A 20,688-nucleotide genomic window follows, 5' to 3' on the forward strand; every position below is an offset into this window, starting at 1 on the left:
GGACGCCGGCCGTTATCGGCGGAGACCGGTTAAGCCGCCCCGATTTCCGGATGCCGGTCGATCACTCCGCAACATGGGACGACGATGAGGATACCCAGTTGGTTGATCTTTGCACATCGCTCGAACGGCCGACGCCGAACCAGATTGCCGCATTCCGCCGTTGTTTTAAGAGGCGATGATCCGATCATATCGATGGGACCTATGGCGCGCCGCCAAAGTAGCTAAGGGCGGCGTATCGGATGACGGCTTTGAATATTTTCGAACTTGGCTGATCTCGCGCGGGCGAGCGAATTCGAAAAGGTTCTTGCCGATCCGGACGCAGTGGCCGGTCTGACGAGTTCGGATGCATAGCGACATGGAGTTCGAAGCGTTTGCTTCTGGAAGCGCTTCGGATCGTAGCTCCGGCGGATTCGGCTTCACGAAAAAGCCCCGCGCCTCCTATCGGAGGCACGGGGCCGTTTTTCTTAAAGCCGTCAGACAGAGATCAGCGAGCGCTGGTCTCGACGCCCGCGCCCAGCGCGCCGCGCGCTTCGTCGGTGGTGAAGGCAACCGGGGTGTTGCCGGTGGTGCCGGTGACGCGGTGGCCCTTCACGACGAAGCGGAACGGCTCGCCGCCTGGATAGCGGTGGCCCTGGATCACCGACTGGCCGTTCTGACTGGAACGGGTATAGACATAGGTGCTGCCCTCGTGGACGAAGCGCTGCTCGCCCTCGGCGGCGATCGCACCGATGGTGGGGACGGCGGCGGCGACGGTGGCGGCCAGGATCAGAATGGTCTTGCGCATGATCGAAACTCCCGCATTTGCGTTGAGCCGGATCAGGTCCTCTCGCGCGTTGTCCGCGCTGTACTTTCGTATACCGAAATATTGCGATGCAGCATGAGGCGCAACTGCAAAGGGGTTCTGCCTGATTGCAGTGGGTGCAATCGTCCCGTGGCCAGGTACGCCATGGTTTGAAGCCAGCGCCCGATTTCGCTAGAGCGCAACGCTTTGCTACCCCGATCGGACGATGTGATGACGCTCTACACCCGCTTTGCCGCGCATATCGACGCGGCGCTGGACACGCTGGTCACCGCCGGCACGCTGCCCGGCGGGCTGGATCGCCGCAATGTGACGGTCGAACCGCCGCGCGACGCCAGCCATGGCGACCTGGCCACCAACGCCGCGATGGTGCTGGCCAAGCCCGCAGGCACCAACCCGCGTGTGCTGGCCGAGGCGATTGCCGCTGAGTTGGGCAAGCTGGACGAGGTGGACAGCGTGTCGCTCGCGGGGCCGGGCTTCCTCAACATGCGGCTGACCGATGCGGCTTGGCGCGACGAGCTGGCCGCGATTCCGGCGGCGGGCGGAGATTATGGTCGCTCGACGCGCGGGCAGGGGGTGACGGTCAACATCGAATATGTCTCGGCCAATCCGACGGGGCCGATGCATATGGGTCATTGTCGTGGCGCGGTGGTGGGCGATGCGCTCGCCACGTTGCTGGAGTTTGCGGGCCACAAGGTCATCCGCGAATATTATGTCAACGATGCGGGCGGCCAGGTCGACGTCCTCGCGCGGTCGGCGCATCTGCGCTACCGCGAGGCGCTGGGCGAGACGATCGAGATTCCCGAAGGCCTGTATCCGGGCGAATATCTCAAGCCGGTGGGCGAGGCGCTGAAGGCGGAGTTCGGCGACAAGTTCGTCGATGCGCCCGAAAGCGAATGGCTGGTCCTGTTCCGCACTCGCGCCGTGGCGGCGATGATGGCGATGATCCGTGAGGATCTGGCGCTGCTCGGCATCCATCACGACATCTTCTCCTCGGAGGCCGAGTTGCAGGCGGCGGGCAAGCCCGAGGCCGCCGAGGCCGAGCTGCGTTCGCGCGGGCTCGTCTATGACGGCGTTCTGGAGGCCCCCAAGGGCGAGACGCCCGAGGATTGGGAGCCGGTCGAGCTGCCGCTGTTCCGCTCCAGCCAGTTTGGCGACGATCAGGATCGCCCGATCAAGAAGTCGAACGGGGCCTGGACCTATTTCGGCGCCGACCTGGCCTATCACTATCAGAAGGCGCAGTCCGCCGATCAGCTGATCGACATCTGGGGGGCGGACCATGCGGGCACCGTCAAGCGGATCGTCGCGGCGGTCGAGGCGCTGACCGGTGGCAAGACCAAGTTCGACGTCAAGCTCGTCCAGATGGTCCGCCTGCTGCGGGGCGGCGAGCCGGTGAAGATGTCGAAGCGCGCGGGGAACTTCGTCACGCTCGCCGATGTCGTGCGCGAGGTCGGCAAGGATGTCGTGCGCTTCACCATGCTGACCCGCCGCGCCGACGCGCAGATGGACTTCGACTTCGCCAAGGTGGTCGAGGCGTCGAAGGACAATCCGGTCTTCTACGTCCAGTACGCCCATGCCCGGATCGCCTCGCTGAAACGCCGCGCGGCGGAGGCAGGGATTGCGGAAGGCAGTGCCGACTTGTCGCTGCTCGACGCGGAGGATCTGGCGCTGGTCAAACTCGCTGCCCAGTTCCCGCGCATCGTCGAGACGGCGGCGGCGGCGCGCGAGCCGCATCGCATCGCCTTCTACCTCTATGATCTGGCGGCCGCCTTCCATGCCGCCTGGAATGTCGGCAACGACCGGGTGGATCGTCGCTTTCTCATCGCGGAAGATGCCGAACTGACGCGCGCACGTCTTTTCCTCAGCGACGGGATCGGGCAGATCATACGTAACGGCCTGGCCCTGATGGGCGTCGAAGCCGTGTCGGAGATGAAGTGATGGCGAACGAGACGGACGGGCGTGCCCTGGATCTGGATGAGGCGGATCGACTGCCCTGGCTCGAAACGGTCGAGGCCGATGAGCCGGAAGGTGTCGGCATCGGCAAGGTCATGGCGTTGGTCATCGTCGGTCTCGCCATCCTGGCGGCGATCGGCTTCGCCTTTTACAAATGGCAGGCGAACCGCGCGGCAGCGGATGGCGACGGCGCGCTGATCGCCGCGCCGGAGGGCGACTATAAGGTCCGCCCGGCCGATCCCGGCGGCTTGAAGGTCAAGGGGGAGGGTAACACCGCGATCGCGACCAGCGCGGGCAAGCCCGGCGGCACGGGCGCGATCGATCTGCGCGCCGTGCCCGAAGCACCGATGAACGGCACGCGCGTTGTCCAAAAGCCTGCCGAGCCCAATGGCGGCCGCAACGCGGTGGCGCAGGTGCCGGAATCGGGTGGCAAGCTTGTCGCCCCGGCGCCCGTCGCGGCGGCGCGGGCGCCCGCTGCCGCCCCGACCGGCGGCGCGATGGTCCAGTTGGGCGCCTATCCCAGTGAGTCCTCGGCCAATGCCGCCTGGGATCGCTTCTCCAAGCGCTTTTCCTATGTCGCCGCGCTCGGCAAGGTGGTTCAGCCGGTCGCCTCCAACGGCAAGACCCTGTATCGCCTGCGCGTGAATGCCGGTTCGGCCAACCAGGCCGCCGACATCTGCGGCCGCCTGCGCGTGGCGGGCGAGAGCTGCTTCGTCGCCAGCTGATTGCCCGCCCATGATCCCCGTCATCTTCGGCCTGTCCGGTCCGGTGCTGACCCCCGACGAGCGGGCGTTCTTCGCCTCGGTCGAACCGGCGGGCTATATCCTGTTCAAGCGCAACATCGTCGACCGGGTGCAGGTCCGCTCACTGACCGATAGCTTGCGGGACCTGGCGGGGCGTGACGATCTGGCGATCCTGATCGACCAGGAAGGGGGCCGGGTCGCGCGTATGGGGCCGCCCGAATGGCCCGCTTTCCCCGCCGGGCCGGTTTTTGCGCAGCTATACGAGAAGGCGCCGATGTCGGCGATCCAGGCGATGCGCGCCAATGGCCAGGCGTTGGGCGTGATGCTGCGCGAAGTGGGAATCACCGTCGACTGCGCTCCGCTGCTTGACGTGGCGCAGGCCGATACGACCGACGCGATCGCCAGTCGCGCTTATGGGGTCGACCCGATGCAGGTGGCCGCGCTCGGCCGCGCCATGCTGGAGGGGCTGGCGGCGGCGGGTGTCGTCGGTGTGGTCAAGCACATGCCCGGCCATGGTCGCGCGCTGGTCGACTCGCACCATTTGCTGCCCACCGTCACCGCCAGCGAGGCGGAGCTGGAGGTCGATCTCGAACCCTTCATCACCTTGTCGGGCGCGGCGATGGGGATGACCAGCCATATCGTGTTCGAGGCCTGGGATGCCGAGCGGCCTGCGACCCTGTCTTCGACCGTGATCGATCGGATCATCCGCGGACGGATCGGCTTCGACGGGCTGCTGATGACCGACGATATCGATATGAAGGCGCTGTCGGGGACGGCGGGCGAGAAGGCGGCGGGCGCTTTGGCGGCCGGATGCGATCTCGTCCTCGACTGCTGGGCACGGATGGACGAGATGGTCGAGATCGCCGGCCGCGTGCCGCCGATCGGCGAAACGGCACGGAGTCGGCTCGACCGTGCCATGGCCAGTGTCGGGCCGGGCGAGGGCGATTTCGCCGAACTGATCGCCCGCCGCGACGCGCTGCTGTCGCTGGTCGCTTAGGGACGCCTATCCATCCCTAAGCCCAGATTGGGAGAGGATCGGGTCGTCACGCGCCGTCTCGCCATCCCGGATGATCGCGGCTAGGGTCGCGCATCATGACGGGGGAACAGCTGACGCTTGATCTGGACGGGTGGGAGGGGCCGCTCGACCTGTTGCTGTCGCTCGCCCGGTCGCAAAAGGTCGATCTGCGGCAGATTTCGATCCTGGCGCTGGTCGAACAATATCTGCGCTTTGTCGACAAGGCCGGGCGGATGCAGCTGGAACTGGCGGCCGATTATCTGGTGATGGCCGCCTGGCTTGCCTATCTGAAATCCTCGCTGCTGCTGCCGCGCCAGCCCGAGGAAGAGCCCGACCCCGAGGAAATGGCGCTGCGCCTGCAACTTCGGCTGGAGAGGCTGGCCGCGATGCGCGAATGCGGGGCGCGGCTGATGGCACGCGACCGGCTGGGCCGCGACGTGTTCGCGCGCGGCGCGCCGGAGGGGCTGGCCGTGCAGCGCAAGGCGATGTGGCAGGCCGAGCTGTATGACCTGATCTCTGCTTATGGCCGGATCAACGCGCGGACCCGCCCGGTCATGCATGTCGTCGCCGACCGACAGGTCATGACGCTGGAAGCCGCCCTGGAGCGCGTGTCCCTACTGGTCGGCAGCCGGGTCGACTGGTCCGCAATCGAGACCTTCCTACCCGAGGGCAGCGAGCGGCTGCGACGATCGGCGTTGGCGTCGAGCTTTCTGGCGGTGCTGGAATTGGCGCGTCAGGGTAAGGTGGAACTCCGCCAGGCCGCCCCCTTCGCCCCGCTGCTGATCCGCCAGCCCGCATGACCGGGATCGACGCGACCGTTCGCGCCGTGGAAGCGGTACTGTTCGCCTCGCCCGAACCGATGGCGATCGACTCGATTCGTGCGCATGTCGGTGTGGGGAAGGGCGGGGATATCCGCGCGGCGTTGGAGCAATTGGAGGCGGACTATCGCGGGCGAGGCATCATCCTCGTCCGGCGCGGCGACCGCTGGCATTTCCAGACCGCGCCCGACCTCGCCCATCTGCTCCGCCGGGATCGCGAGGAAGCACGCCGCCTGTCGCGCGCCGCCATCGAGACGTTGGCGATCATCGCCTATCAGGAACCCGTCAGCCGCGCGGAGATCGAGGCGATTCGCGGTGTAGCGATCTCCAAGGGCACGCTCGACGTACTGATGGAGGCGGGCTGGGTACGCCCCGCCGGGCGACGCGAGGTGCCGGGGCGGCCGCTCATCTATGCGACGACGCCCGCCTTTCTCCAGCATTTCGGGCTGACCAGTCGGCGTGATCTGCCGGGGCTCGAAGATTTACGCGCCGCTGGGTTGCTCGACCCGGTCGATCTGGCGCTGGAGCGGATGGGCGACGGGGACATGTCCGATACGCCCGCGGAATCGGCGGCAGATGACGGCGATTGAGCGCTTTCCTTTGCGTCATGGCCGCGTCACAATGCTCGGCCACGGCTCCCGCATCCCAGGTTCGGGGCTATTCCCACGGTCGACCATTGCCGCTGGCGATGCCAAGCCCTAGATAGAATATAAATTCCAGGAGACGTGCCATGGGCAGCTTTAGCCCGATCCATCTTGTCGTTCTCGCGATCGTCGCGATCCTGCTGCTCGGCGGCGGGCGTTTCTCCAGCCTGATGGGCGACGTCGCCAAGGGTGTGAAGAACTTCAAGAAGGGCATGGCCGAGGAAGACGAGACACCCGCCAAGCCGTCGGCGCGGATCGAGGTGCAGAAGTCGGCCGAGCCCGCCTTCGATCGCGACGGCGAGCGCGTGCGCGACGATCGCTGATCCGGTCCGCCAGCTGATACCGGACCTCCATGTTCAATATCGACTCCAGCGAGTTCCTGCTGGTCGCCATCGTCGCGCTCGTCGTGATCGGCCCCAAGGACCTGCCCAAGGCGATGCGCGTCGTCGGCTATTGGGTGGGCAAGGCGCGTGGCGTCACCCGCCAGTTCCGGCAGGGCTTCGACAATATGGTCCGCGAGGCCGAGTTGGAGGAAATGGAGAAGCGCTGGGCCGCGGAGAATGAGCGGATCATGCGCGAACATGCCGCCGATACGCCGCCGGTGCCGCATGTCGATGCCGATCTGCCAGCAGTAGCGACCCCGGCGGCCTTGCTGGATGCGTCGCATCAGGCGCCGGCCGCCGATGCGCCTCATCGCGACGCCCATGACCATGGCGATCCCCACCCCGATCACAGCGATGAACCGGTGATGGTGGAAAAGCCCATGGTCGCGCCTGCGCCCGTGAGCACGCATCCCTCGCGCGGGACCGAGGGGGCGGCATCGTGACCGACCAGGACGAGATCGACGCCAGCCGCGCGCCCTTGCTCGAGCATCTGATCGAGCTGCGACGTCGGCTGCTCTACTGCATCGTCGCCATCGGGCTGGCCTTTGCGGTATCGATGTATTTTTCGGAAGCGATTTTCGGCTTCCTCGCCAAGCCGTTGCTGCGGGCCGGGCAGGGGACGCTGGTCTATACCCAGATTTTCGAGGCGTTTTTCGTCCAGGTGAAGGTTTCGTTCTTCGCCGCGATGATGATCTCGTTCCCGGTGATCGCCAACCAGCTGTGGCAGTTCGTCGCGCCTGGCCTTTATCGCAAGGAAAAGAAGGCGCTTCTGCCCTTCCTGCTGGCGACGCCGGTGCTGTTCCTGATGGGGGCGGCGATGGCCTATTATATCGCCATCCCGATGGCGCTGCACTTTCTGCTGGGCTTCGACGGCATGGTCGGCGGCGTGAAGCGAGAGGCGCTGCCCGCGATCGGCAATTACCTGTCCTTCGTCATGCAGTTCCTTTTTGCCTTCGGGCTCGCATTCTTGCTGCCGGTGCTGCTGATGCTGTTGGAGCGGGCGGGCATCGTGACCCGCAAGCAACTGATCGGAGCGCGGCGCTATGCGATCGTCGCGGCGACCGCGATCGCAGCCGTCCTGACCCCGCCCGACCTGATGTCGCAGGTGCTGCTCGCGGTGCCGCTCATCATTCTTTACGAGCTGGCGATCATCGGTATCTGGTTCACCGAGCGCGCGCGATCGAAACAGGTCGCGGTGGAAGAAGATGAGGAAGCCGACGCGACTGCGTGATTGTAGAGGGTCGTTTTGGACGTGGGGCCTCGGCGAAAGCCGGGGCCTTTTTTGTGATAGCGGGCGGGCGTGGCGTTCGTCTTCGCTCAGGTGGATATATGGACGCTGTTCCCTCGGTTCGTTCGGTCTGAGCGAAACCGAAAGCGGCGACCGCCGGCCGATCTTCAAAGAAAAAAGGCCCCGGCGATATCCGCCGGAGCCCTTCGCATGGTCAGCCGGGTGAAGGGCTTACTTCGCGTCGTCCGCCGTCTTGGCAACCGTATTGCCAGCCGAACTCACGTCGCGGCCCACGCCTTCGACGGTGTTGCAGGCGCTGACCAGCAGTGCACCGGCGACGATCGCCAGACCCATCAGCTTACGCATTCTCTATCTCCTTCACCAAATCCGTTTTGCCCAATGCGTCACGCGCTTATTCGTTCCGGACCTGTCACGGCCGGCACGCGGGAAAAGGGGGAGGGAATCGGACAAGCAGGCCCGGAAAAGATTAAGGCCTGGAAGCGTCACCGGGGGGGGGAGGGTGGACGCTTCCAGGCCTATGGCTTGGACAGCGAGAGCGGGGGGGGCATAAGTTCGCTATCCGAAGAGGAGAACACACTGCCGAGGCAGGGGTTCCCACCTTTTTTCAAACCGCCAATTTTTTTTGAAAAAATTCAGTCGCGCCCGACGATCGGGATCGCGATCTCATAGGCTCCGGTCAACGGATCATGGTGCAACGGTGCCCGAAGCTGCCGTGCCAGCCCCTCCATCACGCGTCCGTACCGCTTGCCGATCAGGTGGCGCAGTTCGTCCGTCTCGACCAACGCGCGCGAGATGACGCGGACGACGGCGCGGCTTTCCTGCTCGGCGGGTTTGATCGCGACACGGATCTGTGCGGCAGGGTCGCAATTCATCGCCAGTTCGATCGTCTCGGTCACAAGGAAGGCGACGGCGACGGCGACGTCCTGGTTGACCAGCAAGGGTGCCACGTCGAGCGAGATGCCGATGCCAGCAGCGCCTTCCGGCGCGGTCGCTCGGATATTGGCGGCCAGCTCTCCAATCATCGTGCGCAGATTGAGCCCGCGATTTTCCTCCAGCTCGGCGAAGTGATGCCGATGGACGACCGCCAGCGCATCGACCCGACGCTGGATCGAGGAATAGGCGGCCATGGCCTCCGGACCCGTCGCGCCCCGGGCATGGAAGTTGATGAGGCTGGAGATGACCTGGAGGTTGTTCTTGACCCTGTGATGGACCTCGCGGGTCAGCTTCGTCTGGCGCACCAGTCCTTCGGCCAGCCCGGCTTCATGGGTGGCGACGGTGCGGGTGATCGCCTCGAACGTGTCCGCCAGATCGCGGATTTCCTGTGCGGGTGCGGCCTCGACTTGCGAAATGTCGAGGACTTCGCCCGGTCGATAGGTCGCGACAACGGCCCGCAGACGCCGCAGCGGCCGGATCAGCAGCCGGTCGACGATGAACCAACCCAGCACCACGGCGGCCAGCCACATCAGCAGCGGCAGCGCAAGTGCAACGATCAGCGAGGAGGTGATCGGCGCGCTGGGCGTCGAAGTGCGCAGGACCAGTCCGGCAATGCCCAGCTCGGTCCGCATCGACTTCATCCGCGCCAGCGCACCCTGGCGGGGCAGCTGGTGGATGGGCAGCAATTCGCCGTCCAGCTCCAGCACCGATTCGATCGGGCTTGCTGTGCTGCTCTGGTCGACCAGCGACTGGAGGAAGGGCAGGGAGAAGAAGGCGCGGGCCTGGGCGCGGCCGTCCTGGCTCTGGACCGACAGGACCAGCCCCTTGCCCGGCAGCACATCGGCGCCGATGGGGGAACCGTCGACCGGCGTCGGCAGCGCGGCGGGAAGCGGGTCGCCGCACAGCGTCTTCCCCGAGCGGTCGGTGATGAGGAAGCGGGCGCCGGTCATCGACTGCTGCGCAAAGACGCCTTGAGCCCGCGCGCAACTCGGCATGTCGAGCGGGTCTTGACCCATGGCGCGTACCGCGACGCGCAGCGCGGTCATGTCGCCCATCAGCTCGACGGCGATGGCGCGGGCATCCTCGTTGGCGGCAATGCGCAAACGGCCGCTGGCTTCGCTGTCCGCGAGCCGCGTCGTCTGAAGCGTCGCGAACACTGCGATGGCTGCCAGGATGAAAAGGGTGCTTCCCAGCACCAGCACGAGCTTCGCGCCCGTGGTCAGGCGGTGCGGGGCGGGACGGAGGCGTTCGGGGGCCTCGAAATCTTGGGGAGGGACGCTGGCCATTCAGCCGGACGTTCAGTCCAGCTTGCTGAGAAGGTCAAGCATCTCGTCCGGGATTCGTTCGTCGACCGTCTTCTGATACGCTTGGCGAAGTGCCGAGCCCGCATCCTTCTGACCGCCCTTTTGGGGCGTCGATGACGGCGTCTTCTTCGTCTTGTTGCCCAAACTCAAAATATCCCCCTGCACGACCCACTAGCGGGGCAACCGACGCAATGGCGGCCATGGGCACCGCCGATCGGCGTCATGCCTGGGCCATAGTTGATGTGGCGATGAAACCAAATTCGATCTTGTTGGTTCCCGATCCGATACGAAAAATCCGGAGAGCACGTCCAGAGGGCGTGGCGGACGGGGATTTCGGGAAACGGCATTGAAAACATGCGCGGGGGTCAGCACATCAGGCATCCGCGAATACCTCAGGGAGTGATTATTACCCATGTCGCTTGGACAGCAGCTTGCGCCCCACCTTCCCTTTCTGCGGCGCTATGGCCGGGCCCTGACCGGCAGCCAGATGCACGGCGACAAATATGTCCGCGCCACGCTGGAGGCGATCGTCGCGGCCCCGGATCAGTTCCCGCGTGACGTCGATCCCCGCCTGGGCCTGTACCGCATGTTCCAGGGCATCTGGTCCTCGGCCAATTATGACGAACTGGACAATGACGGCGTCGATGCCGATGGCAATGAAGGGCTGGCCCGTGCGCGGCTCGCCCGGATGACGCCGCTGTCGCGTCAGGCGCTGCTGCTGACCGCGATGGAAGGCTTCACGCCCGAGGACGCAGCCTATCTGATCGACGTGGAGCCGAGCGAGGTCGAGAATCTCGTCTCCCAGGCGCTGGCCGAGATCGAGAAGCAGACCCGTGCCCGCGTGCTCATCATCGAGGACGAGCCAATCATCGCGATGGATATCGAGACGATCGTGCGCGATCTGGGCCATGAAGTCACCGGCGTCGCCGTGACCCGTGACGAAGCGGTGGCGCTCGCCATGGAGGATCGCCCCGGCCTGGTGCTGGCCGACATCCAGCTGGCCGACGACAGCTCGGGGATCGACGCGGTCAAGGATATCCTGGCCGAGTTCGAGGTGCCGGTGATCTTCATCACGGCCTTCCCAGAGCGTCTGCTGACCGGTGAGCGGCCTGAACCGACCTTCCTGATCACCAAGCCGTTCCAGCGGTCGACCGTGAAGGCCGCGATCAGCCAGGCGCTGTTCTTCGACCAGAGCACGGTTCCGGCCGAATAAGAAAGACTTACAGTTACGGACCCAAAACGGTCGAAAGGCGTTGAGGCAGGCATGGCTGATTCCGATGAACCCATTCATGTCGCCAAAGAGGACGCTCGGGCAGGATCGACGCCGCATGTTACGCGGTATGTCCTGCCCATTTCCCTCGTGCTCGTGATCGCGATCTTCGCCTTTCTGGTGTTGCGCTGACACGCGTTCGAGCGGTTAGGCCCTTGGGACGGCTGGCTATTATAGGGTCGGCCCCTTATATTTCGAAACGGCCGCAGGATCGGCCGTTTCCGATGATCGGATTTTCATGACGCAGCCACTGACTCGGGACGAATTAGAGGACGACGACGCACCCGTTGCGCCCGTCGAGCACGTCGCGCTGCCCGATTCCGAGTTCAAGGCGGAACTGGCGCGCGTGATTCCCCATCTGCGCGCGTTCGGCCGGTCATTGTCGGGCAGCCGTGATCTGGCCGACGATCTGGTGCAGGAGACGCTGCTCAAGGCCTGGGCCGCGCGTAAGCGCTTCCAGGCGGGCACCAACATGCGCGCCTGGACCTTCATCATTCTGCGCAATCTTTATCTGTCCCAGATGCGCCGTGCGCGCTTCAAGGGCGAGTGGGACGATCTGGTCGCCGACCGCATTCTGGCCGCGCCGGCCAGCCAGGACCGTCATGTCGAACTGGGCGATATGCAGCGTGCCCTGATGCACCTGCCGCAGCCGCAGCGCGAGGCACTGATCCTGGTCGGCGCGGGCGGCTTCGCTTATGAGGAAGCCGCCGAAATCTGCAATGTCGCGGTCGGCACGATCAAGAGCCGCGTGGCGCGTGGCCGCGTCGCGCTGGAGGCGATCCTGACCGAAGGCTCGCTGCCCTCGCGTCGCCTGCATGAAACCGACAGCAGCAAGACCGCGCTTGACAGCATCATGGGTGATGTCGACCAGTTGAGCGGCGGTCGGTAAGCGCTTATCTTATTGAGGCTTTAATGGATGGCCGCTCCGATCCTGATCGGGGCGGCCATTTTGATGGCTGGCGATCGGCTTGACGGTTTTGGGCTAGTTCTGTCCGATCTGGCCATGCGCGTGCTGTCCCTGATCTTTTCCGCTTTCCTGCTGACTGCGGCCACGCCGCCGGTGCCGGAAGTCTTGAAGCCATACATCAAGGGCGATCGCTTCGATCCGGGTGATTACAAATAGATGAAGGGGTGTTTCCCCGACGCGCCCCCCCAAGGAGAAGGCGCAGGAGAAGCAGGTCCGGGATTGGTTGATGGCGTGTTATATGCAGGGCTTGGCTGAAACGCGGGCTGAACTGCGTGCTCTTGGTATCGTCGATCCTATACTGAAAGAGGCGCCCGTTGACGATGTGCTATGCGCGCAGGTGAGCGCTGCTCCCCATATATCCCATTGGGCTGATTTTTCCGCCTTCCAGCAGTCTCTCGAAACTGCCGTGCCGATCGTGGACACTTATCTGATGGCCGTGGGGGCGGCCAAACAGATCAGCGCTTCCAAGACGCCCAAGCTTCATGATCTGCTGATGGCGCGCCCGATGGGCGAGCAAATGTTGCGGTATGTCGGTGACTGGAGGCCAGACGGCTTGGTAAGGGCTCCGGCCGTCCCCGAGCCGGTCGGCGCCATCATTCGGGCGCGTCTCATGGCGGCTGCCATGGTCGAAGACCATGAAAATACCGAATGGCTCAAACGGATCGTCGCGGAGCGGGGCTGGCCCAAGCGATCGGATGTCGGCGATGACGCAGCGGGGGAGGCTTGGCTACTGGTTCAGCATGCGGATGCCGACCCGGCGTTTCAGCTCGCCGTGCTCCGCGCCATGGAGCCGCTTGTGCCGAGTGGCGACGTATCCCAGACGGACTATGCCTATCTGTACGATCGCGTGATGCTGAAGATCACCGGCAAGCAGCGCTACGGCACGCAGGCGATATGTGATAAGGGCAGGCGCCTTTCCCAGCCATTGGAGGAGGAGAAGGCGGTAAACCGTCTGCGCGCCGCGGTGGGTCTGGCTCCCGTGGCGGAATATCTGGCTGAAATGGATAAAAGCCTTGGCCGCTGCCAATCCGGCGAGCGGTAGCCGTATCAGGACTGCCCGAGCCGCCGATCTAGCCGCGCGAGCAACCGCACCCAATGATCCGGCAACCGCGCCGGCCGGGAATAGGCCGAGCGTAGCACGCAGCCGATATCGTCCGTGCGCTGCGGTGCGCGGACGATGCGGATATCGCTGGTCCCGGTTTCGGTGCTCATCATGGCAACATAACCGATCACGGCTTGACAAGTTGCAAATCATCTGAATTGCTTTTTGTTAACCTATTGGAAAGTGTTTCTTTCGGTGCGTCCCGCGGCGTAGAAGCGCGGGTATGAACAGCCTGTCCCGTTCCGCCTTGCCCGATGCCGTTGCCCGCGCGCGTCGGCATTCGTCCTTTCTGGCGATGTTGCTCGACCGGGAGCCCGACATCGAGGCGGCGGCATTGGCGGGCGAGCTGCTGGCGCCGCCCGCCGTGGCGGATGATTTGCCGGTTGGCACCCGGTTGCGTCGCGAGCGGCGCGCTCTGGCGTTGACCATCGCGCTGGGCGATCTGGCGGGGCTGTACGATCTGACCGAGGTCACGCACAGGCTGAGCGATTTCGCCGACCGCTCGCTAACCCAAGCGATCCGTGCCGCGATCGATGAACGCACGCCCGGTGCCGAGCCGGTCGGTTTCGCCGCCATTGCGCTGGGCAAGCAGGGCAGCCGTGAACTCAATTATTCGTCCGACATCGACCCGATCCTGATCTTCGATCCGCTGACGCTGCCCCGCCGTCCACGCGAGGAGCCGGAGGATGCGGCGGTGCGGATCGGCAAGCGGGTGGTCGAGCTGCTCCAGGCGCGCGACGGCGATGGCTATGTGCTGCGCGTCGACCTGCGGCTGCGGCCCTCGCCCGAGGCGACGCCGATCGCGATACCCGTCGAGGGGGCGATCGCCTATTATGAAAGCCAGGCGCTGACCTGGGAGCGGGCGGCGTTCATCCGGGCGCGCGCGGCAGCGGGCGATCTGGCGCTGGGGCAGCGTTTCCTCGACGCGATCCGGCCGTTCGTGTGGCGGCGCGCGCTCGATTTCGGCGCGGTCGGCGAGATTCGCGACCTGACCCGCCGCATCCGCGACCATCATGCGCAGGGGCAGGCTATGGGGCCGGGCTATGACCTGAAGCGCGGGCGCGGCGGTATTCGCGAGATCGAGTTCTTCGCGCAAATCCATCAGTTGATCCATGGCGGCCGCGACCCGGCGCTGCGCGCGCCCGCGACCCGCGACGCACTGGCGAAGCTGGCCCAGGCGGGACGGATCGATGGGGGGCAGGCGGCCGCGCTGACCGATGCCTATGTGCTGCTGCGCACCATCGAGCACCGGGTCCAGATGATCGACGACCGCCAGACCCATCAACTGCCGATGGGCGAGGGGCTGGGACGGGTCGCACGGCTTCACGGGCTGGTGGATGGCGAGGCGCTGGTCGACATGCTCGCCCCCGTCACCGCGCAGGTGGGGCGCTTCTATGACGCGCTCGACGCCGACGAACGGCCGCGCCTGCCGCATGATCCGGTCCTGCTGCACGAGCGGCTGGCGGGAGCAGGTCTGAAGGATGTCGAGGCGGCGGCCCGGCGGATTTCGGCATGGCGCGGCGGCGACTATGCCGCGCTGCGCAGCCCGGCGGCGCGCGAGGCGCTGGACGCGGTATTACCGACGTTGGTCGAGGCGCTGGGCGAGGCGCCCGATCCTGACGCCGCGATCCTGAAACTCGATTCGCTGTTCGAGCGGATGACCAGCGCGATCAACATCTTCCGGCTGCTGGAGGCGCGGCCGGGGCTCGCCAGCCTGACCGTCGCGATCCTCAGCCATGCCGCACCACTTGCGGCGGAGCTGGCGCGGCGCCCCGCGCTGTTGGACGGGCTTATTGACGCATCCGCGTTCGAGCCGTTGCCTGCCGTCAAATTCCTCGAACGTGCGATGCGCGGGGGCGAGGCGGGGCAGGATTATCAGGACCGGCTGGACCATGTCCGCCGCGTCGTCGGCGAGTTGCGCTTTGCTCTGGGCGCGCAGATCGTCGCGGGGCGGGCCGATCCGCTGGAGGTGGCGGGGGGCTATGCGCGCGTGGCCGAGGCGGCGGTCGGCGTGCTGGCGCAGGCGACGGTGGACGAATTCGTCGCGGCGCATGGCCGGGTGCCCGGCAGCGAGTTGGTGGTCCTGGCCCTGGGGCGGATGGGCGGCGCGGCGCTGACCCATGCCTCCGACCTCGACCTCGTCTATCTGTTCACCGGCGACTTTGCGGGCGAGTCCGATGGGCCGAAGCCGCTGGGGGCAACGCTTTACTATAACCGCCTGGCGCAGCGGGTGACGGCGGCCTTGTCGGTGCCGACCCAGGCGGGGCCGCTCTATCCGGTCGACACACGGTTGCGGCCCTCGGGCACGCAGGGGCCGTTGGTCGTCTCGGTCGAAAGTTTTGCGCGATATCAACGCGAAGACGCCTGGACCTGGGAGCATATGGCATTGACCCGCGCCCGGCCGATCTTCGGTTCGGCGGACGCGCGGGCGGCGGTGGCGGCGATCGTCGCCGATGTATTGAACGGCAACCGGCCCGCCCGCGATATCGCGGCGGAAGCGGGCGAAATGCGCGCCGAGATGGCGCGGCACAAGCCGCCACAGGGACCGCTCGATATCAAGCTGCTGCCGGGTGGGCTGGTCGATTTGGAGTTCGCGGTGCACCGGACGCAGCTGATCCACCGTACCGGCTTTGACCCCGATCTGGGGCGGGCGATTGCGGCGCTGGTAGCGGAGGGACTGACGCCGCCGTCCATGGCGCAGGCACATGACGTGCTGACCCGCGCGCTGGTGTCCTTCCGCCTGCTGGTGCCCGACGGGCAGGAGCCGCCCGAGCCGACCCGCCCCCTGATCGCGCGCGCCATGGGGCTGGCCGACTGGGCGACGGTGGTTGCCACGCTGGAGGCGACGCGGCAGGAGGTGGCCGAAGTCTGGCAAGGAGGCGAAGATGCAACAGGGTGACGCGATCCCGGCGGTGACGGTGAAGACCGCGAACGACGAGGCGCTGGTGCTGGGTGATCTGGCGGGACCACTGGTGGTCTATTTCTACCCCAAGGACGACACCAGCGGTTGCACGCGCGAGGCGCAGGACTTCACCGCGCTGGCCGGGGAGTTCGCGGGCGCGGGCGTGCGGGTGATCGGCATCTCCAAGGACAGCCCGGCCAAGCATCGCAAGTTCAGCGAGAAACATGCGCTGACCGTCGAGTTGGCGAGTGATGAGGACGGTGCGGCCTGCGAGGCGTTCGGCGTCTGGGGTGAAAAGAAGCTCTACGGCAAGACCTATATGGGCATCGAGCGCGCGACCTTCCTGTTCGGCCGCGACGGCAAGCTCGCGCAGAGCTGGCGCAAGGTGAAGGTGCCCGGCCATGCCGAGGCCGTGCTGGAGGCGGCGCGCGCGCTTTGACGACGATCGCCCAGGCCTGCGCAGGCGTGCTGCGCGAAAGCGATCCGCTGGCCAAGGTGCAGGCCGCGCGGGCGGTGGCGCGTGGCTGGCGGCGGGGTGCGCTGGCGCATGAATTCGACGTCGCCATGCCCGATGCGCCCGGCCGTCCCGACCGGCCCGAGCTGTTGCCGCCCAACCGGATGCCCAAGCGTGGGCGCGGCGGATCGGAAAAGGGACGGATCGCGCTGCTCCATGCGTTGGCGCATATCGAGTTCGCGGCGATCGATCTGGCCTTCGACGCGGCGGGGCGGTTCGGCGGCCAGTTTCCGCGCACCTTTGTCGACGACTGGATTTCGGTCGGCGCGGACGAGGCGATGCACTTCGCTGTTCTCCATCGCCGGTTGAAGACTTTGGGGTCGGGTTACGGCGAACTGCCCGCCCATGCGGGCCTTTGGGAAGCGGCGGAGGAAACCGCGCACGATGCCATGGCGCGGCTCGCCGTCGTGCCGATGGTGCTGGAGGCGAGGGGGCTGGACGTCACGCCGGAGACGGTCGCGCGCTTTCGCGCCGGAGGTGACGAGCCGTCCGCGCGTATCCTCAACCGCATCTATACCGATGAGATTCGGCATGTCGGATTCGGCGCGAAATGGTTCGGCTATCTAGCCGCCGGGCATGACATCGAACCCGCGGAACACTGGCGGATGCTGGTCCGGCGCCATTTCCGCGGGGTCGTTAAGCCACCGTTCAACGTTTCGGCGCGCGATACGGCCGGTTTGACGCGGGATTTCTATGCGCCTCTTGCGGACGAGGAACCCATAAAGGCACAAGCTGACCGACTGTAACGCGGTGGGGCTGCGACACAGCATAGGATGAACGAAGCCGGGCTTTTCCGACTGCGGGATCGTTCGGCGACAAGGGTTCGGGGTTCGATGAATCAACTGGCACTCTCGGGTAAATCGATTGCATCGCGTGTCCGCTCTGTTTTCCTCGCTACCTTGACGATCGGCCTGTCCGGCCAGATGGCGATGGCCCATTCGGCGCCCGCCGCCGCTCCGGCTCCTGCCGCTCCCAAGGCTATTGGAGGAGAGTTCATCCCCGCTAACAGCGCCGAAGCCTCGGCCGACCTTCGCACCGACCAGCAGTTCCGCACCCTGTTCCAGACCTGGAAGAAAATGGACGCCCGGCCGAACGGCGTCATCGCGATCCCCTCGGTCCATCCGGTCGAAAAGCTCCAGTTCACCAGCAATTTCGGTATTCGCTCCGATCCCTTCCGTGGCACCGCCGCGATGCATGCCGGGGTCGATATTCCGGGTCCGGTCGGCACCCCGATCTATGCCACCGCCGACGGCATCGTCGATCATGCGGGCTGGCAGGGCGGCTATGGCAATCTGGTCGAGGTCAATCATGGCAAGGGCATCGCGACCCGCTATGGCCACCTCTCCAAGATTCTGGTCGCCGACGGCGCGCGCGTCACCCGCGGCCAGCTGATCGCGCTGATGGGTTCGACCGGCCGTTCGACCGGTCCGCATCTTCATTACGAAGTCCGCATGGACGGTCATGCCGTCAACCCGATCCCTTTCCTGACCACCGGCGACTATCTGACCGCGTCGCAGGATCATGCGATCCACCAGATCCCGGTCTCGACCGACGGCCCCGCCGCGCAGGATTAACGTTTATTCCTCCCCGGTACGGGGAGGTGGCAGGCCGCAGGCCTGACGGAGGGGGGCTTCCTCATAGTGCGTCCTGCGTGGCGAGCTCCCTCCACCAGCTTCGCTGGTCCCCCTCCCCGTACCAGGGAGGATTAGTGGGATTGCCCCTCCGGTCCCTCGCGCCTATCTCAGCCCCATGGCCACCAGCATTTCCGAAATCGCGCTGACCCCGGCCGCCGCGGCTCGCGTCGCGACGATCGCCGAGCGGCAGAACAAGCCCGCCATCCTGCGTCTGTCGGTCGAAGGCGGCGGCTGTTCGGGCTTTCAGTACAAATTCGGCCTGGCCGATGCGCCTGCCGACGATGATATGGTCGCGCAGACCGATGGCGTTCGCCTGGTCGTCGACAGCATCAGCCTGGATCTCGTCCGGGGGGCGCAGGTCGATTATGTCGAATCGCTCGGCGGCGCGGCCTTCCAGGTGAAGAATCCCAACGCTGCCTCGGGCTGTGGCTGCGGCACCAGCTTCTCGGTCTGACGTGAAGATCACGACCTATAACGTCAACGGGATCAAGGCCCGTCTGCCCCGCCTGCTCGAATATCTGGCCGAGGCGGATGCGGATATCGTTTGTCTTCAGGAACTGAAGGCCAGCGACGAGACTTTCCCGATCCAGGATATCGAGGCCGTCGGATACGGCGCCGTCTGGCATGGCCAGAAGAGCTGGAACGGCGTCGCCGTCCTTGCGCGCGGTACCCAGCCGGTCGAGCGGCAGCGGGGTTTGGCGGGAGAGGATGAAGACGAACATAGCCGTTACCTCGAATGCGAGGTGAACGGGCTGGTCGTCGCCTCGCTCTATTTGCCCAATGGCAATCCGCTGCCGGGGCCGAAGTTCGATTACAAGCTGCGCTGGATGGAGCGGCTGGCGATGCGCGCACGCGCATTGCTTGGCGAGGAAGTGCCCGCCGTGCTGGCCGGGGATTACAACGTCATCCCCCATGACGACGACACCTTCTCCGTGCCCGCCATGGCCAGCGACGCGCTGATGCAGCCGGAGAGCCGTCAGGCCTATCGCCGGCTGTTGGCGCAAGGGTGGACGGACGCGCTGCGTACCCGCGCGCCCAAGGGCGGGGTGTGGACCTTCTGGGACTATCAGGCCGGGTCGTGGCAGCGCGATGCGGGCTTCCGCATCGACCATCTGCTGCTCAGCCCGCAGGCCGCCGATCGGCTGGTCGATGCGGGCGTCGACAAAAGCTATCGCGGCCGGGAAAAGGCGAGCGACCATGCACCCACCTGGGTGAAATTGCGGGACTGATAATTCCTCCCCTGTAAGGGGAGGTGGCAGGCCGGAGGCCTGACGGGGGGTGTCACGGCCGATGGCGTGAACCATCGCTGGCGGTTACACCCCTCCACCATGCTTCGCATGGTCCCCCTCCCCTTGCAGGGGAGGAATTACTGGAACAGAAACCATCTATGCGCCGTGCCGCTTCCCTGTTGCTCCTCAGCCTCTCACTGGCCGCCTGCCAGCAAAATAGCCGTACCGACGACCGCTTGGCCGACGCCGACGCGCAGGAACGCGCGCGCCAGGAAAAGGCGGCGAAGGACATGGTCGCGCAGACCGAGGATCAGGTGCGGGTGAAAATGCTGGAACAGCGCGTCGCCGCGCTGGAGGCGCAGGTCGCGGCGATGCAGGGGGATCGCAAGCTGCTGGATGCGCAACTGGTCGAGCAGCGGCTGAACCAGATCGAGGCGGGCCGTGTCGATGCGGGCAATCCGGCACCATCGGCAACGCCGACGACCTCCGCGACGCGTCCCGTGAGCCGCACGCCATCTCCGGCCGCGACACCGCCCGCGCGCAAGCCGCTGGTCCTCGACCTGCGATAACCGCGCGAGCGGGGAAGGGGGCACCCCGGCATGGCGGCCGGGGCGCGTAAGAAGGCTTACTTCTTCAGGTGCGCCGAGATGAACTTGTTCATCTCGAACATGGTGCACTTGTCCTTGCCGAACACCTTCTTCAGCTTGTCGTCGGCCAGGATTTCCCGCTTGTTCTCGGGGTTCTGCAGGTTGTTGGCCTTGATATAGTCCCACACCTTGCTGATGACCTGGCTGCGCGGCAGCTTCTCGTTGCCGACGATCGCGCCCAGTTCCTCGGACGGCTGGACCGGGGCGTGGATGCCGGTGCCCGTGGTTGCGGTGGCCATGTGTTTCCTTCCTATAATCCTTCAGCATCCCGGCCCGTTGGCAGGACGCGCGTGAATCACGCTTTTTTCAGCGCGTCCGCCTTGTGCGCTGCCTTTCCGCCATTGTCACTCTCTACTATGTATTGCGGCTCATCCTTGGATGCGCGGACGGTATGGCCCTTGATGGTCGTGTCGCTGGTCTGCTTCTTCACGACCTTGCCCTCGGCGGTGCCGCCATGGCTGTTCCATTCGACATGATCGCCCTTTTTGAATTCGGTCATCATCACTCTCCCGGCTGGTAACCCGCATCAATCCCTCGGGGCTTTCGTTGGTTGCACCAGCGCACGCCACGGGGCATCAGGGC

28 protein-coding genes are annotated in these 20,688 nt (G+C 65.7%); 21 read left to right on the forward strand and 7 right to left on the reverse strand.

Going from position 1 to position 20,688, the window contains the following annotated elements; all coding sequences use genetic code 11:
* Positions 1-175 precede the first annotated feature (175 nt).
* A complete protein-coding gene (locus GGR45_RS19985; RefSeq protein WP_217498085.1) occupies positions 176-334 on the forward strand; it encodes a DUF4240 domain-containing protein in 159 nt (52 codons plus the stop codon).
* Between the two features lie 150 nt (positions 335-484).
* On the opposite strand, the gene GGR45_RS04325 is transcribed toward GGR45_RS19985, so the two are convergent.
* Positions 485-784: a hypothetical protein gene (locus tag GGR45_RS04325; RefSeq protein WP_175312912.1), complete on the reverse strand. Its 300-nt coding sequence runs from the start codon at positions 782-784 to the stop codon at positions 485-487.
* Between the two features lie 228 nt (positions 785-1,012).
* Here GGR45_RS04325 and argS point away from each other — a divergent pair, with 228 nt between their 5' ends.
* The 8 genes from argS (at position 1,013) to tatC (ending at position 7,586) form a co-directional block, all read left to right on the forward strand.
* Complete coding sequence (gene argS / locus GGR45_RS04330) at positions 1,013-2,737, forward strand: arginine--tRNA ligase (protein WP_175312913.1); 1,725 nt, start codon at positions 1,013-1,015, stop codon at positions 2,735-2,737.
* Positions 2,737-3,477 carry an SPOR domain-containing protein gene (locus tag GGR45_RS04335; protein WP_175312914.1) on the forward strand — a complete coding sequence of 247 codons (741 nt, stop codon included), beginning with the start codon at positions 2,737-2,739 and terminating at the stop codon, positions 3,475-3,477. The genes argS and GGR45_RS04335 overlap by 1 nt, the downstream gene beginning before the upstream one ends.
* A gap of 10 nt (positions 3,478-3,487) precedes the next feature.
* Positions 3,488-4,492, forward strand: a complete 1,005-nt coding sequence (locus GGR45_RS04340; protein WP_175312915.1) for a glycoside hydrolase family 3 N-terminal domain-containing protein — start codon at positions 3,488-3,490, stop codon at positions 4,490-4,492.
* A gap of 95 nt (positions 4,493-4,587) precedes the next feature.
* A complete protein-coding gene (locus tag GGR45_RS04345) occupies positions 4,588-5,310 on the forward strand; it encodes a segregation and condensation protein A (protein ID WP_175312916.1) in 723 nt (240 codons plus the stop codon).
* Positions 5,307-5,918 carry an SMC-Scp complex subunit ScpB gene (scpB, locus tag GGR45_RS04350; protein WP_175312917.1) on the forward strand — a complete coding sequence of 204 codons (612 nt, stop codon included), beginning with the start codon at positions 5,307-5,309 and terminating at the stop codon, positions 5,916-5,918. The genes GGR45_RS04345 and scpB overlap by 4 nt, the downstream gene beginning before the upstream one ends.
* A 140-nt stretch (positions 5,919-6,058) precedes the next feature.
* Positions 6,059-6,295: a twin-arginine translocase TatA/TatE family subunit gene (locus tag GGR45_RS04355; RefSeq protein ID WP_175312918.1), complete on the forward strand. Its 237-nt coding sequence runs from the start codon at positions 6,059-6,061 to the stop codon at positions 6,293-6,295.
* Between the two features lie 29 nt (positions 6,296-6,324).
* Complete coding sequence (gene tatB / locus GGR45_RS04360; RefSeq protein ID WP_175312919.1) at positions 6,325-6,798, forward strand: Sec-independent protein translocase protein TatB; 474 nt, start codon at positions 6,325-6,327, stop codon at positions 6,796-6,798.
* On the forward strand, positions 6,795-7,586 hold the full coding sequence (gene tatC / locus GGR45_RS04365) for a twin-arginine translocase subunit TatC (RefSeq protein ID WP_175312920.1): 792 nt from the start codon (positions 6,795-6,797) through the stop codon (positions 7,584-7,586). The genes tatB and tatC overlap by 4 nt, the downstream gene beginning before the upstream one ends.
* 228 nt (positions 7,587-7,814) lie before the next feature.
* Here tatC and GGR45_RS04370 read toward each other — a convergent pair whose 3' ends face one another.
* The 3 genes from GGR45_RS04370 to GGR45_RS04380 form a co-directional block, all read right to left on the reverse strand.
* The gene (locus GGR45_RS04370) at positions 7,815-7,949 is read right to left on the reverse strand and encodes an entericidin A/B family lipoprotein (protein WP_007405456.1); all 135 of its coding nucleotides are present in this window, start codon (positions 7,947-7,949) and stop codon (positions 7,815-7,817) included.
* A 287-nt stretch (positions 7,950-8,236) separates the two neighbouring features.
* Positions 8,237-9,823, reverse strand: coding sequence for a sensor histidine kinase (locus GGR45_RS04375; protein WP_175312921.1), 1,587 nt, complete (start codon positions 9,821-9,823; stop codon positions 8,237-8,239).
* Positions 9,824-9,835: 12 nt separating this feature from the next.
* Positions 9,836-9,991, reverse strand: a complete 156-nt coding sequence (locus GGR45_RS04380; RefSeq protein WP_246358045.1) for a NepR family anti-sigma factor — start codon at positions 9,989-9,991, stop codon at positions 9,836-9,838.
* Between the two features lie 262 nt (positions 9,992-10,253).
* Between GGR45_RS04380 and GGR45_RS04385 the strand changes: the two genes are divergently transcribed.
* The 5 genes from GGR45_RS04385 to GGR45_RS04405 all read left to right on the forward strand — a co-directional run bounded on the left by GGR45_RS04385 (position 10,254) and on the right by GGR45_RS04405 (position 13,120).
* Entirely contained in the window at positions 10,254-11,054 is an 801-nt protein-coding gene (locus GGR45_RS04385; protein ID WP_175312922.1) for a response regulator, read from the forward strand.
* Positions 11,055-11,105: 51 nt separating this feature from the next.
* Complete coding sequence (locus GGR45_RS04390; protein WP_175312923.1) at positions 11,106-11,243, forward strand: hypothetical protein; 138 nt, start codon at positions 11,106-11,108, stop codon at positions 11,241-11,243.
* A gap of 106 nt (positions 11,244-11,349) precedes the next feature.
* Entirely contained in the window at positions 11,350-12,000 is a 651-nt protein-coding gene (locus tag GGR45_RS04395; RefSeq protein ID WP_175312924.1) for a sigma-70 family RNA polymerase sigma factor, read from the forward strand.
* A 27-nt stretch (positions 12,001-12,027) separates the two neighbouring features.
* The gene (locus GGR45_RS04400; RefSeq protein WP_175312925.1) at positions 12,028-12,234 is read left to right on the forward strand and encodes a hypothetical protein; all 207 of its coding nucleotides are present in this window, start codon (positions 12,028-12,030) and stop codon (positions 12,232-12,234) included.
* A gap of 82 nt (positions 12,235-12,316) precedes the next feature.
* Positions 12,317-13,120, forward strand: coding sequence for a DUF6624 domain-containing protein (locus GGR45_RS04405; protein WP_175312926.1), 804 nt, complete (start codon positions 12,317-12,319; stop codon positions 13,118-13,120).
* A gap of 5 nt (positions 13,121-13,125) precedes the next feature.
* Here GGR45_RS04405 and GGR45_RS04410 read toward each other — a convergent pair whose 3' ends face one another.
* Entirely contained in the window at positions 13,126-13,290 is a 165-nt protein-coding gene (locus tag GGR45_RS04410) for a hypothetical protein (RefSeq protein ID WP_175312927.1), read from the reverse strand.
* Positions 13,291-13,403: 113 nt separating this feature from the next.
* On the opposite strand from GGR45_RS04410, the gene GGR45_RS04415 reads away from it, so the two are divergent.
* From GGR45_RS04415 to GGR45_RS04445, 7 genes are all read left to right on the forward strand, one after another.
* Positions 13,404-16,079 carry a bifunctional [glutamine synthetase] adenylyltransferase/[glutamine synthetase]-adenylyl-L-tyrosine phosphorylase gene (locus GGR45_RS04415; protein ID WP_175312928.1) on the forward strand — a complete coding sequence of 892 codons (2,676 nt, stop codon included), beginning with the start codon at positions 13,404-13,406 and terminating at the stop codon, positions 16,077-16,079.
* The gene (locus tag GGR45_RS04420; protein WP_175312929.1) at positions 16,066-16,521 is read left to right on the forward strand and encodes a peroxiredoxin; all 456 of its coding nucleotides are present in this window, start codon (positions 16,066-16,068) and stop codon (positions 16,519-16,521) included. The genes GGR45_RS04415 and GGR45_RS04420 overlap by 14 nt, the downstream gene beginning before the upstream one ends.
* Positions 16,518-17,342: a ferritin-like domain-containing protein gene (locus GGR45_RS04425; RefSeq protein WP_175312930.1), complete on the forward strand. Its 825-nt coding sequence runs from the start codon at positions 16,518-16,520 to the stop codon at positions 17,340-17,342. Before GGR45_RS04420 ends, GGR45_RS04425 begins: the two co-directional genes overlap by 4 nt.
* An 87-nt stretch (positions 17,343-17,429) precedes the next feature.
* On the forward strand, positions 17,430-18,170 hold the full coding sequence (locus GGR45_RS04430) for a M23 family metallopeptidase (RefSeq protein WP_175312931.1): 741 nt from the start codon (positions 17,430-17,432) through the stop codon (positions 18,168-18,170).
* A 175-nt stretch (positions 18,171-18,345) separates the two neighbouring features.
* Positions 18,346-18,684, forward strand: coding sequence for an iron-sulfur cluster insertion protein ErpA (gene erpA / locus GGR45_RS04435; RefSeq protein ID WP_175312932.1), 339 nt, complete (start codon positions 18,346-18,348; stop codon positions 18,682-18,684).
* Between the two features lies 1 nt (position 18,685).
* Complete coding sequence (gene xth, locus GGR45_RS04440; protein WP_175312933.1) at positions 18,686-19,459, forward strand: exodeoxyribonuclease III; 774 nt, start codon at positions 18,686-18,688, stop codon at positions 19,457-19,459.
* Positions 19,460-19,617: 158 nt separating this feature from the next.
* Positions 19,618-20,028: a hypothetical protein gene (locus GGR45_RS04445; protein WP_175312934.1), complete on the forward strand. Its 411-nt coding sequence runs from the start codon at positions 19,618-19,620 to the stop codon at positions 20,026-20,028.
* Between the two features lie 56 nt (positions 20,029-20,084).
* Here GGR45_RS04445 and GGR45_RS04450 read toward each other — a convergent pair whose 3' ends face one another.
* Positions 20,085-20,345, reverse strand: coding sequence for an SWIB/MDM2 domain-containing protein (locus GGR45_RS04450; RefSeq protein ID WP_007405135.1), 261 nt, complete (start codon positions 20,343-20,345; stop codon positions 20,085-20,087).
* Positions 20,346-20,401: 56 nt separating this feature from the next.
* A complete protein-coding gene (locus GGR45_RS04455) occupies positions 20,402-20,605 on the reverse strand; it encodes a hypervirulence associated TUDOR domain-containing protein (RefSeq protein WP_056434174.1) in 204 nt (67 codons plus the stop codon).
* Positions 20,606-20,688 lie beyond the last annotated feature (83 nt).

Source organism: Sphingomonas zeae (assembly GCF_014197135.1).
Classification (GTDB): domain Bacteria; phylum Pseudomonadota; class Alphaproteobacteria; order Sphingomonadales; family Sphingomonadaceae; genus Sphingomonas; species Sphingomonas zeae.

What these genes read in the sequence shown, in the direction of transcription:
- GGR45_RS04355 (WP_175312918.1), top strand. Translation starts at nt 6,059, where the DNA reads ATGGGCAGCTTTAGCCCGATCCATCTTGTCGTTCTCGCGATCGTCGCG.
- scpB (WP_175312917.1), top strand. Translation starts at nt 5,307, where the DNA reads ATGACCGGGATCGACGCGACCGTTCGCGCCGTGGAAGCGGTACTGTTC.
- GGR45_RS04445 (WP_175312934.1), top strand. Translation starts at nt 19,618, where the DNA reads ATGCGCCGTGCCGCTTCCCTGTTGCTCCTCAGCCTCTCACTGGCCGCC.
- GGR45_RS04325 (WP_175312912.1), bottom strand. Translation starts at nt 784, where the DNA reads ATGCGCAAGACCATTCTGATCCTGGCCGCCACCGTCGCCGCCGCCGTC.
- argS (WP_175312913.1), top strand. Translation starts at nt 1,013, where the DNA reads ATGACGCTCTACACCCGCTTTGCCGCGCATATCGACGCGGCGCTGGAC.
- GGR45_RS04400 (WP_175312925.1), top strand. Translation starts at nt 12,028, where the DNA reads ATGGCCGCTCCGATCCTGATCGGGGCGGCCATTTTGATGGCTGGCGAT.
- GGR45_RS04345 (WP_175312916.1), top strand. Translation starts at nt 4,588, where the DNA reads ATGACGGGGGAACAGCTGACGCTTGATCTGGACGGGTGGGAGGGGCCG.
- tatB (WP_175312919.1), top strand. Translation starts at nt 6,325, where the DNA reads ATGTTCAATATCGACTCCAGCGAGTTCCTGCTGGTCGCCATCGTCGCG.
- GGR45_RS04385 (WP_175312922.1), top strand. Translation starts at nt 10,254, where the DNA reads ATGTCGCTTGGACAGCAGCTTGCGCCCCACCTTCCCTTTCTGCGGCGC.
- GGR45_RS04430 (WP_175312931.1), top strand. Translation starts at nt 17,430, where the DNA reads ATGAATCAACTGGCACTCTCGGGTAAATCGATTGCATCGCGTGTCCGC.
- GGR45_RS04395 (WP_175312924.1), top strand. Translation starts at nt 11,350, where the DNA reads ATGACGCAGCCACTGACTCGGGACGAATTAGAGGACGACGACGCACCC.
- GGR45_RS04340 (WP_175312915.1), top strand. Translation starts at nt 3,488, where the DNA reads ATGATCCCCGTCATCTTCGGCCTGTCCGGTCCGGTGCTGACCCCCGAC.
- GGR45_RS04335 (WP_175312914.1), top strand. Translation starts at nt 2,737, where the DNA reads ATGGCGAACGAGACGGACGGGCGTGCCCTGGATCTGGATGAGGCGGAT.
- GGR45_RS04375 (WP_175312921.1), bottom strand. Translation starts at nt 9,823, where the DNA reads ATGGCCAGCGTCCCTCCCCAAGATTTCGAGGCCCCCGAACGCCTCCGT.
- GGR45_RS04450 (WP_007405135.1), bottom strand. Translation starts at nt 20,345, where the DNA reads ATGGCCACCGCAACCACGGGCACCGGCATCCACGCCCCGGTCCAGCCG.
- GGR45_RS04410 (WP_175312927.1), bottom strand. Translation starts at nt 13,290, where the DNA reads ATGAGCACCGAAACCGGGACCAGCGATATCCGCATCGTCCGCGCACCG.
- GGR45_RS04370 (WP_007405456.1), bottom strand. Translation starts at nt 7,949, where the DNA reads ATGCGTAAGCTGATGGGTCTGGCGATCGTCGCCGGTGCACTGCTGGTC.
- erpA (WP_175312932.1), top strand. Translation starts at nt 18,346, where the DNA reads ATGGCCACCAGCATTTCCGAAATCGCGCTGACCCCGGCCGCCGCGGCT.
- GGR45_RS04455 (WP_056434174.1), bottom strand. Translation starts at nt 20,605, where the DNA reads ATGACCGAATTCAAAAAGGGCGATCATGTCGAATGGAACAGCCATGGC.
- GGR45_RS04405 (WP_175312926.1), top strand. Translation starts at nt 12,317, where the DNA reads ATGCAGGGCTTGGCTGAAACGCGGGCTGAACTGCGTGCTCTTGGTATC.
- GGR45_RS04415 (WP_175312928.1), top strand. Translation starts at nt 13,404, where the DNA reads ATGAACAGCCTGTCCCGTTCCGCCTTGCCCGATGCCGTTGCCCGCGCG.
- GGR45_RS19985 (WP_217498085.1), top strand. Translation starts at nt 176, where the DNA reads ATGATCCGATCATATCGATGGGACCTATGGCGCGCCGCCAAAGTAGCT.
- GGR45_RS04420 (WP_175312929.1), top strand. Translation starts at nt 16,066, where the DNA reads ATGCAACAGGGTGACGCGATCCCGGCGGTGACGGTGAAGACCGCGAAC.
- GGR45_RS04390 (WP_175312923.1), top strand. Translation starts at nt 11,106, where the DNA reads ATGGCTGATTCCGATGAACCCATTCATGTCGCCAAAGAGGACGCTCGG.